The following is a 16,605-nucleotide window of genomic DNA, read 5'->3' as shown; positions in this document are numbered from 1 at the left end:
GTTTTCTTGACCAACATCCTGTTGGCCCTCGAGGGGCAAGGCGCTGAACAATAGAAACGCATAAGCAAAAAAGTCTCATGCAAAAAAACCGTTCCTTTACGAAAGTTTAGGAACGGTTTTTCATATGTTTTAGGAAGGATGTGATAATTATAAAGCTTTTATTATTTTTAATAAGCTACGGAATTGCAATTTTGAGCTGTTCCAATATTATTCTCTACTTAAACTTTTTAGCGCTTGGTCATTCCTTGAGCTCTGTTATTTTGTACATGCTTAATTCAAACGATTTTATTGTATTTTGTATTTCCATACTCTGTATGACTATGGTCGTTTTCTTCCAAGACCCATTCCGGCTTCCATCTTAGCTAGTGTTTTATTCGCAAGTTCATTTGCCTTTAAAGCACCTTGGTCTAAAATCTCATCTAGCTCTTTAGAATTTATAAGCTCGTTATAGCGTTCTTGAATAGGGGTAAAGTGGTTAATGATTGCTTCTGCAACGGAAGCCTTGAAATCCCCATAGCCTTTTCCTGCATATTTTTCTACAAGCTCTGGAATAGAGGTATTTGTTAAGGCTGCCTCAATTGTAAGTAAGTTAGAAACCCCTGGCTTATTCTCAGGGTCAAATGCAACTACTCCCTCTGAATCTGTTACAGCGCTTTTAATCTTTTTCTCAATTTGTTTCGGTGTATCTAAAATTCGAATGGTCGCTTTTTGATTCTCATCGGATTTGCTCATCTTCTTTAAAGGATCCTGTAACGATTTAATTCGTGCACCATTTTTAGGAATAAGCGGCTCCGGTATTGTGAGCATTTTACCGTAGCGTTTATTAAAGCGCTCAGCAAGGTCTCTCGTTAGCTCTACATGCTGCTTTTGATCCTCACCAACTGGTACAACATCTGTTTGATATAGTAGAATGTCAGCTGCCATTAAAGGTGGATAGGTCAATAAGCCGGAAGATACGCCTTCCTTGCCGGATGATTTATCCTTGAACTGTGTCATTCTTTCCAACTCGCCAATATAAGAGACACATTGCATCATCCATCCTGCTTGAGCATGTGCTGGAACCTCTGATTGAATAAATAAAATGGATTTTTCAGGATCAACGCCAATTGCCAAGTATAGGGCAGCTAAAGAACGTATATGCTCACGAAGTTCTTTTGGATCCTGGGCAACTGTGATTGCATGCTGATCAACGATGCAAAATACACAATCATGAGAATCTTGTAAATCTACAAATTGCTTAAAAGCACCGATATAATTTCCGAGGGTAATGACACCGGTTGGTTGAACACCTGAAAATACTCTTTTCATCCATAAATTCCTCCTTAAAATAAAAAAACATCATGCCTCCCTAAAAAGGGACGAATGATGTTAAAATCCGTGGTACCACCCAGCTTGCTAAATACATAGCCACTCATCTTCGTAACGTGAAGGTCTCGGTATACATTACTGCTATTTCACATATACTGCTCAGAAGCCCATTCGATTTAAGGTATGATCTGTTTGCACCAACCACAGACTCTCTCTACATACAACATTAAATGTACTATTCTTCCTCATAGCCCGATATTTATTTCTAAATATTATATATAGAAGTAACTCAAAAATCAACCAACAATTTTTAGCTGTAATAGAAGAATAAAGCAATGCACATACATAGAAGAGCGGAGAGTCCCAACGCTATAATTGGCTTATATGGAAAAGAAAAAATCTCCGAAGGCAATCTCATTTGTTCAACGTCTTCTTTCATACGTTTTGGCGTAAAAACCTTTCTAGTACTTTTAGTGAAAAAATCAAAGAAACCGCCAGCCACCACATATGTGAGAAGACCGAACACAGTAATGGAGCCTCCTATATAAAATGACATATTTGCATAGCTCTCTAAGTCTACTCTTCTATATATAATTAATGTAAAAAGGATGATTAACAGCTGAAGTCCAATAAAATATAAAACTCTTTTTTTCATAATTCACCTCTATCCATAAAGATTATAGAGGATAGCGAGAAAAGAATCAAAAGTAAGTTAATCATGTAGATATCAGATCAATTAGGAAAGACTTTGTATCAAAAAGGAAAGTCATCCCTTCATCTCTACATGGCATTGACCATTTTAGCCGAGAAGAAATCTCGACGAATGAGAGTACCAAATCAATAAGAAAGCCTTTTACAAGTCATCCCTGGTTAGCTAGCAGGCATCGGCCATGCCCTTCAACCATTTTAACCGAGAGTAAATCCTAGCTATCCGAGAAAAAAATGAGAGTAAAGCGGCTGAATGAGAGTAAATCATCTCTAACCGAGAATAAACAGCTGCTATCCGAGAATAAAATCACCACGAACGAGAATAACCAGATCAACAAGAAAGCCTTTTACAAGTCATCCCTGGTTATCTAGCATGCACCGGCCATGCCTTTCAACCATTCTAACCGAGAGTAAATCCTGGCTATCCGAGAGTAATCTTCTTCCGAATGAGAGTAAAGTGGCTGAATGAGAGTAAATCATGGCTATCCGAGAATAAATAGCTGCTAACCGAGAATAAAATATCGACGAACGAGAATAACCAGCGCCTAACCGAGAGTAAGCAAACCAATAGGAAAGCCTTTTACAGTAATCCCAATATATCTAGAATACATCGGCCATGTCCTTCAACCATTTTAACCGAGAGTAAATCCTGGCTATCCCAGAGTAAACTTCATCCGAACGAGAGTAAAGCGGCTGAATGAGAGTAAATCATCTCTATCCGAGAATAAATAGCTGCTAACCGAGAATAAAATCTCGACGAACGAGAATAACCAGTGCCTAACCGCGAGTAATCAGATAAACAAGAAAGCCTTTTACAAGTCATCCCTGGTTATCTAGCATGCACCGGCCATGCCCTTCAACCATTTTAACTGAGAGTAAATCATGGCTATCCCAGAAAAAAACGAGAGTAAAGCGGCTGAATGAGAGTAAATCATCTCTATCCGAGAATAAATAGCTGCTAATCGAGAATAAAATCTCGACGAACGAGAATAAGCTAACGCTAACCGAGAGTAAAGCAAATTTAATGGGGAAGTGGTCGCCGCTCGCTTACTATCCAAAAGTCACTCGCAGAAGCCGACCGAAGACTCTGATTCCCGACCGCTAATAACAAAACACCGAAATCAGAAAAAATTCAATCAACCAAAGTAAATTTTACCTCACCGAGAGTATTACCAACCTATGAATAGGGTAGTGGACAATAAAATAATCCAGAAAGCAATCTATCTATTACCACAAAAATACAAGATGAAAATTGATTCCAAAAGATAATTTTCACTTAATTAGGAAATATTGTGATTAAACAGTCAAATAATAGATTGTAAAATTGGAATTTTCTTAAAGTAAGAATATCAAAAATAAACTAAAAATTAAATTTGCGTTCACAAATTTTAGTACAATGTAATGATTTTGTTACCAAACTGTAAAAATAATTATAGAAAGGTATGTACAACCGCTTTAGAAAATGTATAATAATATACGTAATGAATTTTTCTGAATATTAGGGAGGTTATTAAAGTGAAAAATAGCAAATTAACATGGCTTCTTGGCCTATTGCTAGTTGTTACTCTTTTCCTAGCTGCTTGTGGCGGGGACGATAAAGAAGCAACTGACGAAACACCAGCTGATACAGATACACCAGCAAAAGATGAACCAGAAGCAACACTAGACGAAGAACAAGTATTAAACTTAATCATGAGTGCTGAAATTCCAACTCTTGATTCTGCTCTAGTGACTGACTCTGTTGGTTTTGATCTACTTAACAACATCAACGAAGGTTTATATCGCTTAAACCAAGAAAACGTTGCTGTACCTGCAATTGCTGAAGGTGAGCCTGAAATCTCTGAAGACGGCTTAGTTTACACTTTCAAATTACGTGATGCAAAATGGTCTGATGGATCTCCAGTAACTGCTCACGACTTTGAGTTTGCTTGGAAACGTGCTATGAACCCAGATACTGCTTCTGAATACGGTCCATACATGATGGAAGGCGTAATCAAAAATGCTTCTGAAATCGTAGCAAAAGAAGTGGAATACACTGAACTAGGTGTTAAAGCTGAAGATGACAAAACTTTAGTTGTAACTCTTGAAAAACCAGTACCATACTTCTTATCTTTAATGTCATTTGGTACATTCTTACCACAAAAAGAAGAATTCGTTACAGCTCAAGGCGAAAACTATTCTAAAAACTCTGATGCATTATTATACAACGGTCCATTCGTTCTTAAAGGATGGGATGGAACAAACTTAAACTGGCAACTAGTGAAAAACGATCAATACTGGGATGCTGAAACTGTAAAACTTACAGAAATTAACTACGATGTAGTGAAAGAAACAGCTACTGGGGTTAACCTTTACCAAAACGGTGAAAAAGACCGCGTAGGATTATCTGGTGAATATGCGATGCAATATGCAAACGATCCAGAGCTTGTAACTGAATTAGAAACAAATGTATTCTACTTTAAGTACAACCAAGAACGTAATGGAGAAAAAACTCCACTTGCTAATGTAAATATTCGTGAAGCAATTTCTAAAGCATTTAACAAAGAAGATTTAGCAGCAGTAGTACTTGCAAATGGTTCTGTTCCTGCAAACTACTTAGTTCCAAAAGAGTTTACATTTGATGAAAGCGGAAATGATTTCCGCGATGTGAATGGCGATATGGCTACTCACAACGCTGAAGAAGCTAAAGCTGCATGGGAAAAAGGATTAGCAGAACTAGGTGTGGAAGAAGTTACTCTTGAAATCTTAGGTGGAGATTCTGATCTTTCTAAGAAAATGGATGAGTACTTCAAAGATCAATTAGAAAAAAATCTTCCAGGTTTAAAAATCTCGCTTAAAGAAGTGCCTTTCGCAGTTCGTTTAGAGCTTGATACTAACCAAGATTATGATATTCAAGTTGCTGGTTGGGGACCTGACTACCAAGATCCATATACTTTCATGAGCTTATGGTTAACTGGTGGAGGAAACAACCAAATGTCTTACTCTAATCCAAAGTATGATGAATTAGTTACAAGTGCTAATAACGAATTAGCATTAGATGCAGAAGCTCGTTGGCAAGCACTTGCTGAGGCAGAAAGAATCCTTATCGATGAAGATTTCGGTATTGGACCAATTTACCAACGCGGAGCTATGCAGCTTCAAAAACCATATGTTAAAGGTGTGGTAGCTCACCCATTCGGTGGAGACTATAGCTACAAATGGGCTTACATCGAAGGTAAAAACTAATTTGTAAAAGCTTTAAAATCTCATAAGATGAGAGTATATGAATTCCTAGGGGATCATATACTCTCTTTTTAAATGAAGCTAAATTAACGAAATATTTTATCTACGATGTTTTGACTTTGACAACTCAATATGTTTTCTGTTTATATAGATTAGTAGATTGTTTTGTTAATTCAGTAATATTTATTTAGGAGGTGCAAAAGATGGCAAAGTATATTCTACGTCGTGTAATATATATGGTTATTACATTCTTCCTGATTGCGACCGCAACATTTTTCTTAATGAAGGCGCTCCCAGGATCCCCCATTAGTTCTGCTTCAAAATTATCCTCTGAACAACTTGCGATAGTGGAAGCGAAATATGGTTTAGATCAACCGGTGCCTGTTCAATATGCAAAGTATATGCTTAATTTGGTACAAGGTGATTTAGGTAACTCCTTCCAGTTTAAAAATGCTGAGGTTACAGATCTAATCATCAGTCGATTAGGACCATCTATGATTTTAGGTGCGCAAGGGATGATTTTAGGTGTGACCATTGGTATAGTATTAGGAATGATTGCTGCACTGCGGCAAAACACAATTTGGGATTATGGTAGTACACTAATTGCTATCATTGGTATTTCAATACCTTCTTTTGTATTTGCAACATTTTTGCAATATTGGTTTGCAGTAAAACTTGAATGGTTCCCAGTAGCGTTATGGAAAGATGGCTGGATGTCAAGTGTGCTTCCGTCAATCGCTTTGGCAATGGGACCTTTAGCAACAGCTGCACGTTTTATAAGAACGGAAATGATCGAAGTGTTAAGCTCCGATTATATTGTCTTAGCTAAATCAAAAGGTGCGAACTGGTTTGAAATTGCGTTTAAGCATGCATTCCGAAATGCTTTGATTCCTCTAGTAACTGTATTAGGACCAATGGCTGCTGGTTTATTAACAGGTTCCCTGGTTATCGAACAAATTTTTGCAATCCCTGGAATAGGCGAGCAATTTGTAAAGTCTATTAATACAAACGACTATTCTATAATTATGGGTACAACACTTTTCTTCTCTGCATTCTTAATTCTAGTAATCTTCATAGTAGATTTACTATATGGAGTTATAGACCCACGTATTCGTTTGTCAGGAGGTAATAATTAATGAGTAACGAAATACCGAAATTACCTGCTGAGTCGTTTGAAAGAGTTCATATTGATAGTACCCAAGCTGAACGTATTGTTAAACCTAGTTTAAACTTTTGGCAAGATGCTTGGCTAAGAATACGTAAAAACAAGGCTGCTATCGTCAGTATGATTATTCTGTTTTTAATTGTTTTGATGTCCTTTATTGGACCAATGTTGAGTCCTCATGAGTCGGACCATCAAACAATTACACATGCAAACTTACCTCCAAAGGTTCCGGGTCTTGAAAAGCTTGGAATATTTGACGGTGTTGGTACATTAGCAGGAAAAGAAGTAGATTTATATGAAATGAAAAATGTCGATACGTATTATTGGTTCGGTACAGATGGATTGGGCCGTGATTTATTCTCACGTGTATGGGAAGGAACAAGAGTTTCTCTTCTAATCGCATTTGCAGCTGCATTGATTGATATGGTTATTGGTGTGGCATACGGTGGTATTTCTGCCTACTATGGTGGGCGAGTAGACGATATCATGCAGCGTATAGTAGAAATTCTAATCGGTATTCCAACGTTAGTTATCGTAATCCTAATGATTTTGTTCATGCCGCCTGGCATATTGGCTATCATTATAGCGATAACCATAACCGGTTGGACTGGTATGTCGCGTATTGTTCGAGGACAGGTATTAAAATTCAAAAACCAAGAATTCGTACTTGCATCTCGTACGCTAGGAGCAAGCGATAGTCGGATAATTACTAAGCATATTCTTCCTAATATTCTTGGTATTATCATTATTAATACTATGTTTACGATTCCTAGTGCTATATTTTTCGAAGCATTCTTAAGCTTTATCGGTCTAGGTTTACAGCCGCCAGATGCATCATTGGGTACATTAATTAACGATGGGTATAAATTAATTCAGTTCCAGCCACATATTCTATTTATCCCAGCTACGATTATCAGTTTACTCATGATCTCATTTAATCTATTAGGTGACGGTCTTCGTGATGCACTAGATCCAAAAATGAAGGACTAAGGAGGAAAGCCAACATGGAAAACATTTTAGAAGTAAAAGACCTAGAGCTTTCCTTCCATACATTTGCAGGTGAAGTAAAAGCTATTCGTGGCGTTAACTTCGATCTTAAAAAAGGGGAAACACTTGCGATTGTTGGAGAGTCTGGTTCTGGTAAATCTGTAACTACTAAGGCTATTATGCGTTTATTGCCTGAAGCAAGTTCAGAGTTTAAAAATGGTCAAATTCTGTTTAATGGAAAGGACCTTACGAAACTATCTGATAAAGAGATGGAGAAAATCAGAGGGAAAGAAATTTCGATGATTTTCCAAGATCCGATGACATCACTAAATCCTACGATGACGATAGGAAACCAAATTATGGAGCCTATTTTAAAGCATCGTAAAGTAGGGAAGGCAGAGGCTAGAAAACTAGCTATCGATCTTTTACGTATGGTTGGTATGCCAAAACCTGAAACACGCATTAAGCAATATCCGCATCAGTTTTCTGGAGGACAACGTCAACGTATCGTTATTGCGATTGCCTTGGCTTGTAATCCACAAATTTTAATAGCGGATGAGCCAACTACTGCATTGGACGTAACAATTCAAGCGCAGATCCTTGAACTAATGAAGGACCTTCAAAAGAAAATTGATACATCTATCATCTTCATTACCCACGACTTAGGTGTTGTGGCAAATGTTGCGGATCGTGTAGCAGTAATGTATGGAGGAAAAATCGTAGAGGTTGGTACAGTAGATGAAATATTCTATAACCCACAGCATCCATATACTTGGGGATTACTAAGCTCTATGCCTTCATTGGATACAGCAGAAGAAAAATTATACGCTATTCCAGGAACACCTCCGGATCTATTGTATCCTCCAAAGGGTGATGCATTTGCTCTTCGTAGTGAATATGCATTAAAAATAGATTTAGAGCAAAATCCTCCATTCTTTAAGGTGAGTGATACGCATTACGCTGCGACATGGCTATTACATCCAGATGCGCCGCAGGTAGAACCACCGCTTTCTGTAATCGAAAGAATGAAAAAGTTTCCTGGTAGCCGCTACTATGAAGGTACGGAAGGAAGTGCTTACTAATGGCTGAAAAATTACTTGAAATAAAGAATTTAAAGCAATATTTTAATCCTGGTAAGCCAAACGAAGTTAAGGCTATTGATGACATTAGCTTTGATATTTATAGAGGAGAAACATTAGGGCTAGTAGGAGAATCAGGTTGTGGTAAGTCTACAACAGGTCGTACTATTATTCGCCTTTATAATGCAACTGGTGGAGAAGTTATTTATGACGGCGTAAACGTTCATGGAAAGAAATCTAAGAAAGAGCTAAAGACGTTCAACCAGCGTATGCAAATGATTTTCCAAGATCCATATGCATCTTTAAATCCTCGTATGAAGGTATTAGATATTATTGCAGAAGGTCTTGATATTCATGGTCTTGTAAAAAATCCTAAGGAGCGTAAGGAGCGAGTGGTAGAGCTTCTTGAAACGGTAGGATTGAACAGAGAGCATGCGGACCGTTATCCACATGAGTTTTCTGGCGGACAACGTCAACGTCTTGGTATTGCAAGAGCATTAGCTGTAAACCCAGAGTTCATCATTGCCGATGAGCCAATCTCTGCTCTAGACGTTTCCATTCAAGCGCAAGTTGTTAACTTGTTGAAAGAGCTGCAAGAAGAAAAAGGTTTAACATACTTGTTCATCGCGCATGATCTTTCCATGGTTAAATACATCTCGGATCGAATTGGTGTAATGTATTTTGGTAAGTTGGTTGAGCTAGCTCCAGCGGATGAATTGTATAACAATCCATTACATCCTTATACTCAATCACTGCTTTCTGCTATACCACTTCCAGATCCAAATTATGAGCGTACACGTGTGCGTAAATCCTATGATCCTTCTTCACATAATTATCAAGAGGGAGAAGAAGTGGCAATGAGAGAAGTAACTCCAGGTCATTTCGTATACTGTTCAGAGAAAGAATTTGTTAACTTACAAGCTATTTCAAAAACAAGAGCTTAATAGAAAAGAAGACTGCAGACAAACCCACAGTAAAGCGTTTGTCTGCAGTTTTTTATTGGATATGGAAGGTTTCTGCTGTCCTGTTGATTAGATAAGGGTGTCTGAATGAGAGCAAATTAGTGCTATACGAGAGTAACAACATGTTAACCGAGAGTAATGGATCAATATGAGAGTAAAACCCCTCTATCCGAGAATAAAGAAAGTTCATCCGAGAATAAACTCTGCTTAAGTGAGAGTAATCACCCCCTACAAGAGAGAAAACCCTCTTATTTCAGAATGACTCTCCCTTCAAATGATAGCTTCCATTTCCTCCTATATAGATACTGTAATAATTTACTAGTAAATTTACGAAGATTAATGGTTTTCTCGTGCTATATGCCCTATGACTACTTTTCTATAACAAAAAAATGTCGAAACATACAATAAAAAAGGCAGAATGCTTACGAAGTACGAAATATCTTGTCTACTAATGTCACTTTTCATCGACATAGTTAATTGATAGAATGATAGACAGAGGTACTGGAAGGAGTTAATACATATGGAAAAGATAATGAAACTGTTTGCAGTAACGATAATTTTATTTTTTGTATTTACTGGTACGAAAACGGTTGCAGAAACAACGACTTTTGCAAAGGATTTTACTGAAAAAGAATTTGCACTAAAGCAAATTGATGAGCAGGTAGTTGCGAGCTCCAAGTTATTTGTATATGATTCTGGACTTCAATTTACTTATCCAGATGCAGTGCGTGGTGTCTACGTCACAGGTCATTCAGCTGGTGGAGAACGTTTTAAGCAATTAGTCGAATTAATGGATTCTACCGAGCTTAATGCAATGGTAATTGATATAAAAGATGATTTTGGAAATTTAACCTATAAGCCAGCGGAGGATTCCCCACTTTTTAATTATGATATTGGGAAGCCGTATATTAAAGATCTAGAAGGTATCTTGAAAACAATGGAGGAAAAAGAGATATATCCAATTGCAAGAGTGGTTGTTTTCAAGGATTCAGAGCTTGCTGAAAGGAGACCAGAGCTTTCCTTTGTCGAAAATGGTCAGGTATGGAAGAATGGCAGAGGAGAGGCATTTGTCAATCCATTTATGCAAGAGGTTTGGGATTACAATGTAGAAATAGCAATTGAAGCTGCAAAAATGGGCTTCCAAGAAATACAGTTTGATTATGTACGTTTTCCTGAAGGTTTCGAAAATCGGGATGACATATTAGAGTACGGAGTAGGAAGTTTTAGAGATTCAGACCCTGATCCAATCCAAAGGAGAGTTCATGCCGTAACTGACTTCGTAAAATATGCGAAAGAAAGGCTAGAGCCATATGGAGTACAGGTTTCTGTCGATATTTTCGGCTATTCTGCTACATTGCCAGAGGCACCGGGAATTGGTCAAAACTTTTCGAAGATATCTGAGCACGTGGATGTCATATCTTCGATGATCTATCCAAGCCATTGGACTTCCTATTTTGGGATATCCAAACCAGACTTAGAGCCGTATCGTTTAGTAAAGGCCTACGCTGAAGTGGAAAATGCCAAGCTTGCAGAGTTAGAAAACCCTCCAGTCTCCAGACCATGGCTCCAAGATTTCACCGCTTCCTATCTTGGAAAAGGAAATTATTTAGTATATGGAAAAGAGGAGGTAGAAGCACAAATTCGTGCTTTAAATGAAGCTGGAATAAATGAATTCCTCCTGTGGAATGCTGGAAATAAATATTCAAAAGGTGTGGATTACACTCCAATTGACTAAATAGAAGAAAAAGCAGGTTAATTCACCTGCTTTTTTGTGTTTTTTGAAACCTTTTTTCATAGAAAACGTATTAAGTAGTGTAACAGTTATTTTCAATAGCCTCTTACTAATTGAGAATGAAAAAAATAATTTCTTTTTGGTTTAAATATGAAAGAAGACGGGTATAAATTGAGTAGAAAGTTTTTCTCATTTGTATCTTTTCACGAATTCTATGTAGAATCTTGATAAAATAAGAAGAATTATAGAACAGTTAATTTTTTCTAATAAAAGTATTTTAAATGTAATGTAATTAGTGTATACTTAAGAAGTGAAATTAAATTAAACTAATTACAATCTAGTATATATAACACAAGTACCTATTGAGAGGAGTGTTTTGAATGATGGTCACATTATTTACTTCACCTAGCTGTACTTCATGTAGAAAAGCGAAAGCATGGTTAGAAGAACATGATATCCCATACACGGAACGTAATATTTTTTCAGAACCACTAAGTATAAGTGAAATAAAAGAAATCCTAAGAATGACTGAGGATGGTACTGATGAAATCATCTCTACTCGCTCAAAGATTTTTCAAAAACTAAATGTAGATGTGGAAAGTTTACCTCTACAGCGTTTATATGAGTTAATACAGGAATATCCAGGCCTTTTACGCAGACCAATTATATTGGATGAAAAACGTTTACAAGTTGGGTATAATGAGGACGAAATCCGTAGATTCTTACCTAGAAAGGTTCGCGCTTACCAGTTACTCGAAGCGCAACGTCTTGTTAACTAGTGAATCGTAAGCTGGTTGTTTTTCAAATTGTTATTTGAAAATCAACCGGCTTTTCTTTTTCTTCCACTATTTTATTTCCTCTATGTATTGTTTATTTTTTAAAAAAAGTGGAGCTGGAATCCTTTTCTTTTTTTCACAAACAACATACAATAGTATTAGACACTACAAAGAGACGGTTAGGAAGCGAAAGGAGATGTGTTAAATGGATATCGAGCGCATCAATGATAACACTTTCAAAGTATACATTTCATACATCGACATTGAAGAAAGAGGCTTCAGCCGAGATGAAATTTGGTTTAATAAAGATAAGAGCGAGCAGCTTTTTTGGGAAATGATGGATGAGGTTCATGAGGATGACCATTTTGATGAATTAGATGGGCCTTTGTGGATACAAGTCCATGCGATGGAAAAAGGCTTGGAAGTGATTGTAACTCGAACGGAAATGGCTAAAGATGAACGATCAGATGATGGCACAAAAAATGACGATATAGCAAGCAAATTATTTAAAAGTAGTACATCTGGTTCTATAGGTTCGCACGAGTTTGATGATTTTTCTAATTATATGGATGATTTAGATGATATACCGGATAGCTACCTCTTCGAATTTAAAAATTTTGAAGATGTGATTGGTTTATCAAAAAAATTAACCCCTGGTGATTTCGAGACCTCTTTATATCACTATGAGGAAAAATACTATCTAAACATGATTTTTGATATGGATGCTGTAGAGCTTGAAGACATTTTAAATGTGCTTAGTTTAGTCTCAGAGTTTGGACAGACAACAAAAACCACTATACATCTTATTCAAGAGTATGGAAAAGAGATAATAGGTGAAAGTGTACTAGAAGAACTCAATAAATATTTTTAAAACCTTCTGAAAGGAAGGTTTTTTTATTTTTCTATCGAATTAAACCAACTAGCAGTGCTAATACAATAAAAAGGAGAGGATGACTAATTTTAATTGCTAGAACGGAAAATGGAAGACTGGTTGTACCTGCAAAGCTAACTAGAGAAGAACTGGATTTGCTTAAGAAATATCACATTTTCTTTTGTCCACATTGTAGAAAAAGGGTTATTTTGAAAAAAGGAACAAGAAAGATTCCTCACTTTGCTCATCAGCAAAATAGAGATTGTGCTTATTTTTCTGAAGGTGAAACGGAGCAACATCTAAATGGGAAGCTACAACTCTATGATTTATTCAACAGAATATCTGAAAAAGCAGTGCTAGAAGGATATATTGCAGACATTCAGCAACGTCCCGATATTCTTCTCTCTTTTCAACAAAAAGAGTATGCCATTGAGTTTCAATGTAGTTCTATTCCCATTTCTCGTGTGATCGAGAGAAATAACGGCTATCTGTCTCATTCTATCATCCCCATCTGGATCCTCCTATCACCGACCTGGAAAGTAGGTAATCAGCTTGTTGTGAAACTGACCAGCTTCCAACAGTTTTTTATTACAGACTCCTTATTGACTTATCATCCCAAAACGAAAAGCTTTACCTATCTGTCAAATCTACTTCACATTCAATCATCCACTTATATCGCTAAAGTGGATAAACTCCCTAGTCATTCTCAGACCTGGCCACTAGCAACAGCAAAGAAAATTCCTTTCTCTACTTTTCAAAGCTACCTCGAACTATATTTTCGTAAACGAGACAGTCATTTGACAAACGTCTATCGATACAATCAAAAAGGGATTCAGAATACAGTGTTAAGAATTTGCTACCACCATCGGATTCAACCCTCCGCTTTACCTCCATTTATCGGTATTCCTAGTAGATATGCAAGCAATTTTACAGAGCATGCATTTGAATGGCAATTAGCATGGTTGGATTTTCTATTTCGTCATGTCATTTCAATCGATGAAATCAGGAAAGAACATTACGCTCTTTTTTTTAGAGAATATAAGAGGAAGTTGACTGATATAGGGCAAAAAATATTAGCGATTCAAACATACTCTTCCTTGCTAAGCGATATTTTAATAAAGCGAGAAGGAAATTTTCTACTTTGGGAGGTAAATATTCGCCAAATGGAGCACTTACTTTATAAACACTTTCTTGCCAAAAGCATTCATTCCTAAGAATGGAGAAATATCTTTGTCAGTTGATCTTAAAAATGAAATACCCACAAGAGATAAAGTTAGTGAGCATGTAACATGGAGGCTAGGGGATATATTTGCAAGACTGACTGGACTAGAACGATTATTAAAAAATCAGTAGATAGAGAATCGACACAGATCCGGCAAAGCAGCTACAAAATACCTTTTACTATCATTCCCTTGCATAATGACCAGAAAATTGAGAAAATAATAAGTGATGTTATTTATAAGTTTGGAAGGAGAGTTCGGATTGTCAGCTGATACAAAAAATAAAATTCTCACTCGTGAAGAAGTAGAAGAGCATTTAACATGGAAGCTAGAAGATATTTTTCCTTCTGATGCTGAGTGGGATCAAGAGTTTCAAGAGGTTTCTGCACTTTCTAAAAAAGCTTCGTCATTTCAAGGGACGATAGGAAATGGAGCAGATGCCCTACTTGAGCTATTCACTTATCAAGATGAGCTTACAAAACGCTTACGAAAGCTTTATACGTATGCGCATTTGAAGCATGATCAAGATACTGCCAATGGTACTTATCAAGCTATGGAAAGCCGTATTAAGTCTTTGTTTACAAAGGTTTCAACGGACTTATCATTTGTGGTGCCAGAAATATTATCTCTAGAAGAATCTAAAATTGAAGAATACCTAAAGGAAAACAAAGGGCTTCAGCTATATAGACAGCTTTTAGAGGAAATCAATAAAGAACGTCCTCATGTACTTTCTCAAGAGCAGGAGGCAATACTAGCGCAGTTTTCGGAAGTTGCGGGTGCTTCCGCAGATACGTTTGGCAAACTGAATAATGCTGATTTAGAATTCCCTTCGATTCAAGATGAGGAAGGCAATGAGGTTCAGCTAACACACGGACGTTATAGCCGTTTTCTAGAAAGTGAGGACAGAAGGGTTCGAGAAGAAGCATTTAAGGCTATGTACAGCACTTATGGAAAGTTTCGTAATACTTTCGCTTCTACATTGAGCGGCAATATTAAATCAGATAATGTAAATGCCCAAATCAGAAAGTATGCTTCTGCAAGGGAGGCAGCATTATCAGCAAATCATATCCCAGAATCGGTTTATGATAACCTAGTAAGCACGGTAAATAAAAATCTTCCTCTTCTACATCGATATGTTAGTCTTCGTAAAAAGGTATTAGGAGTAGAAGAGCTTCACATGTGGGATTTGTATACTCCTCTTGTTAAGGAAGCAAACATGAAATATACCTACGAAGAGGCTTGCGAAACGATGCTTGCAAGCTTTGAGCCATTAGGCGAGGAATATGTCTCAACCGTAAAGAAAGGCTTAGAGAGCCGCTGGGTAGATGTTGTGGAGACGAAAGGAAAACGTTCAGGAGCTTATTCATCAGGGTCCTATGGAACAAATCCATATATTTTAATGAACTGGCAGGACAATGTGAATAATTTATTTACATTAGCTCATGAATTTGGACATAGTATGCATAGCTATTACACAAGAGCTAATCAGCCTTATGCGTATGGCAGTTATTCTATTTTCGTAGCAGAGGTTGCATCTACCTGTAACGAGGCGTTATTAAATGATTATCTTTTAAAAACTATTACGGATGAGAAGAAGCGCATTTATTTGCTGAACCATTGGTTAGAAGGATTTAGAGGAACTGTTTTCCGTCAAACGATGTTTGCTGAGTTTGAACATATTATCCATCAGTTAGACCAAGAGGGAGAAGCGCTTACAGCGGATAGGCTGACCGAAGTTTATTATGACCTAAACAAAAAGTACTTTGGTGATGAGATTGTCATTGATGAGCAAATCGGCCTTGAATGGGCAAGAATTCCTCATTTCTACTACAATTATTATGTTTATCAGTATGCAACTGGTCTAAGTGCAGCTACTGCATTAAGCAATCAGATCCTAAATGAAGGTAAACCAGCGGTAGACAGATACATTAATGAATTCTTAAAGGCTGGATGCTCAAACTATCCAATCGAGGTATTAAAGAATGCAGGAGTGGACATGAATACAGCTGACCCGATTGAAGAAGCATGTAAAGTATTCGAGGAAAAATTAAACGAATTAGAAGCATTATTAAGCTAAACTTTAGAACATACAGAGAAGGGGCCGTCTGAAAAGTCATTTTGAGACGGCCTCTTTGCGTCGAGGATGGGACAGAACTGAATGCCTAAATGAAAGAGAATGGTGCAACACAATTCTTTCTGATTTTTTATACACTCTTTTTACAAGTTAGCACCAATGGTTCGTAACAGCGTCGGTGACTCCTGCGGGAACAGCAAATTCATTTGCGACGAAAGCGGAGCGACAGGAGCACCCGAGGGAGAGTTAAGGAAGGAAAACTAAAAACGTCACATCGTGTGACAACGTTTTCCTGACCAACATCCTGTTGCCCTCCGCGGAAAGCATCCGACGCAGTGAAGAACCACACATTTTAAAAGTAAGAAAGCACTTACGATTTATCAAAAATATAAAATCGCAAGTGCTGTTCTATTGTTTTATCTCAGGCCCCTTTTAATTTGCCCAGTTGGTCTCAATTCCCTATAGTTTGACGAATTTGTGAAATTAAATCACAAACTGTTG

Annotated in this window: 13 protein-coding genes and 1 other annotated feature; of the genes, 11 read left to right on the top strand and 2 right to left on the bottom strand. The window is 37.2% G+C overall.

Annotated elements, in window-relative coordinates:
• Window positions 1-318 precede the first annotated feature (318 nt).
• Window positions 319-1,308 carry a tryptophan--tRNA ligase gene (gene trpS, locus AC1VU3_RS05425; protein WP_480388773.1) on the bottom strand — a complete coding sequence of 330 codons (990 nt, stop codon included), beginning with the start codon at window positions 1,306-1,308 and terminating at the stop codon, window positions 319-321.
• Window positions 1,309-1,351: 43 nt separating this feature from the next.
• Window positions 1,352-1,566 (bottom strand) — a binding site (T-box leader).
• A 52-nt stretch (window positions 1,567-1,618) separates the two neighbouring features.
• Window positions 1,619-1,963 carry a DUF3899 domain-containing protein gene (locus AC1VU3_RS05420; protein WP_482982979.1) on the bottom strand — a complete coding sequence of 115 codons (345 nt, stop codon included), beginning with the start codon at window positions 1,961-1,963 and terminating at the stop codon, window positions 1,619-1,621.
• Window positions 1,964-3,531: 1,568 nt separating this feature from the next.
• On the opposite strand from AC1VU3_RS05420, the gene AC1VU3_RS05415 reads away from it, so the two are divergent.
• The 11 genes from AC1VU3_RS05415 (at window position 3,532) to pepF (ending at window position 16,107) form a co-directional block, all read left to right on the top strand.
• A complete protein-coding gene (locus AC1VU3_RS05415; RefSeq protein WP_482982978.1) occupies window positions 3,532-5,241 on the top strand; it encodes a peptide ABC transporter substrate-binding protein in 1,710 nt (569 codons plus the stop codon).
• Window positions 5,242-5,441: 200 nt separating this feature from the next.
• Window positions 5,442-6,374, top strand: coding sequence for an oligopeptide ABC transporter permease (opp3b, locus tag AC1VU3_RS05410; RefSeq protein ID WP_480388770.1), 933 nt, complete (start codon window positions 5,442-5,444; stop codon window positions 6,372-6,374).
• The gene (opp3C, locus tag AC1VU3_RS05405; protein ID WP_482982977.1) at window positions 6,374-7,393 is read left to right on the top strand and encodes an oligopeptide ABC transporter permease; all 1,020 of its coding nucleotides are present in this window, start codon (window positions 6,374-6,376) and stop codon (window positions 7,391-7,393) included. The genes opp3b and opp3C overlap by 1 nt, the downstream gene beginning before the upstream one ends.
• Before the next feature lie 14 nt (window positions 7,394-7,407).
• Complete coding sequence (locus AC1VU3_RS05400) at window positions 7,408-8,472, top strand: ABC transporter ATP-binding protein (RefSeq protein WP_480388768.1); 1,065 nt, start codon at window positions 7,408-7,410, stop codon at window positions 8,470-8,472.
• A complete protein-coding gene (locus AC1VU3_RS05395; RefSeq protein ID WP_482982976.1) occupies window positions 8,472-9,413 on the top strand; it encodes an ABC transporter ATP-binding protein in 942 nt (313 codons plus the stop codon). The genes AC1VU3_RS05400 and AC1VU3_RS05395 overlap by 1 nt, the downstream gene beginning before the upstream one ends.
• Before the next feature lie 538 nt (window positions 9,414-9,951).
• Complete coding sequence (locus tag AC1VU3_RS05390) at window positions 9,952-11,166, top strand: putative glycoside hydrolase (protein WP_482982975.1); 1,215 nt, start codon at window positions 9,952-9,954, stop codon at window positions 11,164-11,166.
• A 380-nt stretch (window positions 11,167-11,546) separates the two neighbouring features.
• Window positions 11,547-11,942 (top strand): transcriptional regulator SpxA, encoded by a 396-nt coding sequence (spxA, locus tag AC1VU3_RS05385; RefSeq protein ID WP_053590237.1) that lies wholly within the window; start codon window positions 11,547-11,549, stop codon window positions 11,940-11,942.
• Window positions 11,943-12,144: 202 nt separating this feature from the next.
• On the top strand, window positions 12,145-12,810 hold the full coding sequence (gene mecA, locus AC1VU3_RS05380) for an adaptor protein MecA (protein WP_480388765.1): 666 nt from the start codon (window positions 12,145-12,147) through the stop codon (window positions 12,808-12,810).
• Between the two features lie 86 nt (window positions 12,811-12,896).
• On the top strand, window positions 12,897-14,024 hold the full coding sequence (locus tag AC1VU3_RS05375) for a competence protein CoiA (RefSeq protein ID WP_482983036.1): 1,128 nt from the start codon (window positions 12,897-12,899) through the stop codon (window positions 14,022-14,024).
• 16 nt (window positions 14,025-14,040) lie between these two features.
• Window positions 14,041-14,163 (top strand): hypothetical protein, encoded by a 123-nt coding sequence (locus AC1VU3_RS05370; protein WP_480388764.1) that lies wholly within the window; start codon window positions 14,041-14,043, stop codon window positions 14,161-14,163.
• Between the two features lie 129 nt (window positions 14,164-14,292).
• Window positions 14,293-16,107: an oligoendopeptidase F gene (gene pepF, locus AC1VU3_RS05365; protein ID WP_482982974.1), complete on the top strand. Its 1,815-nt coding sequence runs from the start codon at window positions 14,293-14,295 to the stop codon at window positions 16,105-16,107.
• The last annotated feature ends 498 nt before the right edge of the window (window positions 16,108-16,605 follow it).

It is taken from the genome of Psychrobacillus sp. Z16_25, assembly GCF_056856695.1.
Note: the sequence above shows the minus strand (reverse complement) of the source record. Positions and strands in the feature narration are given on the sequence as shown.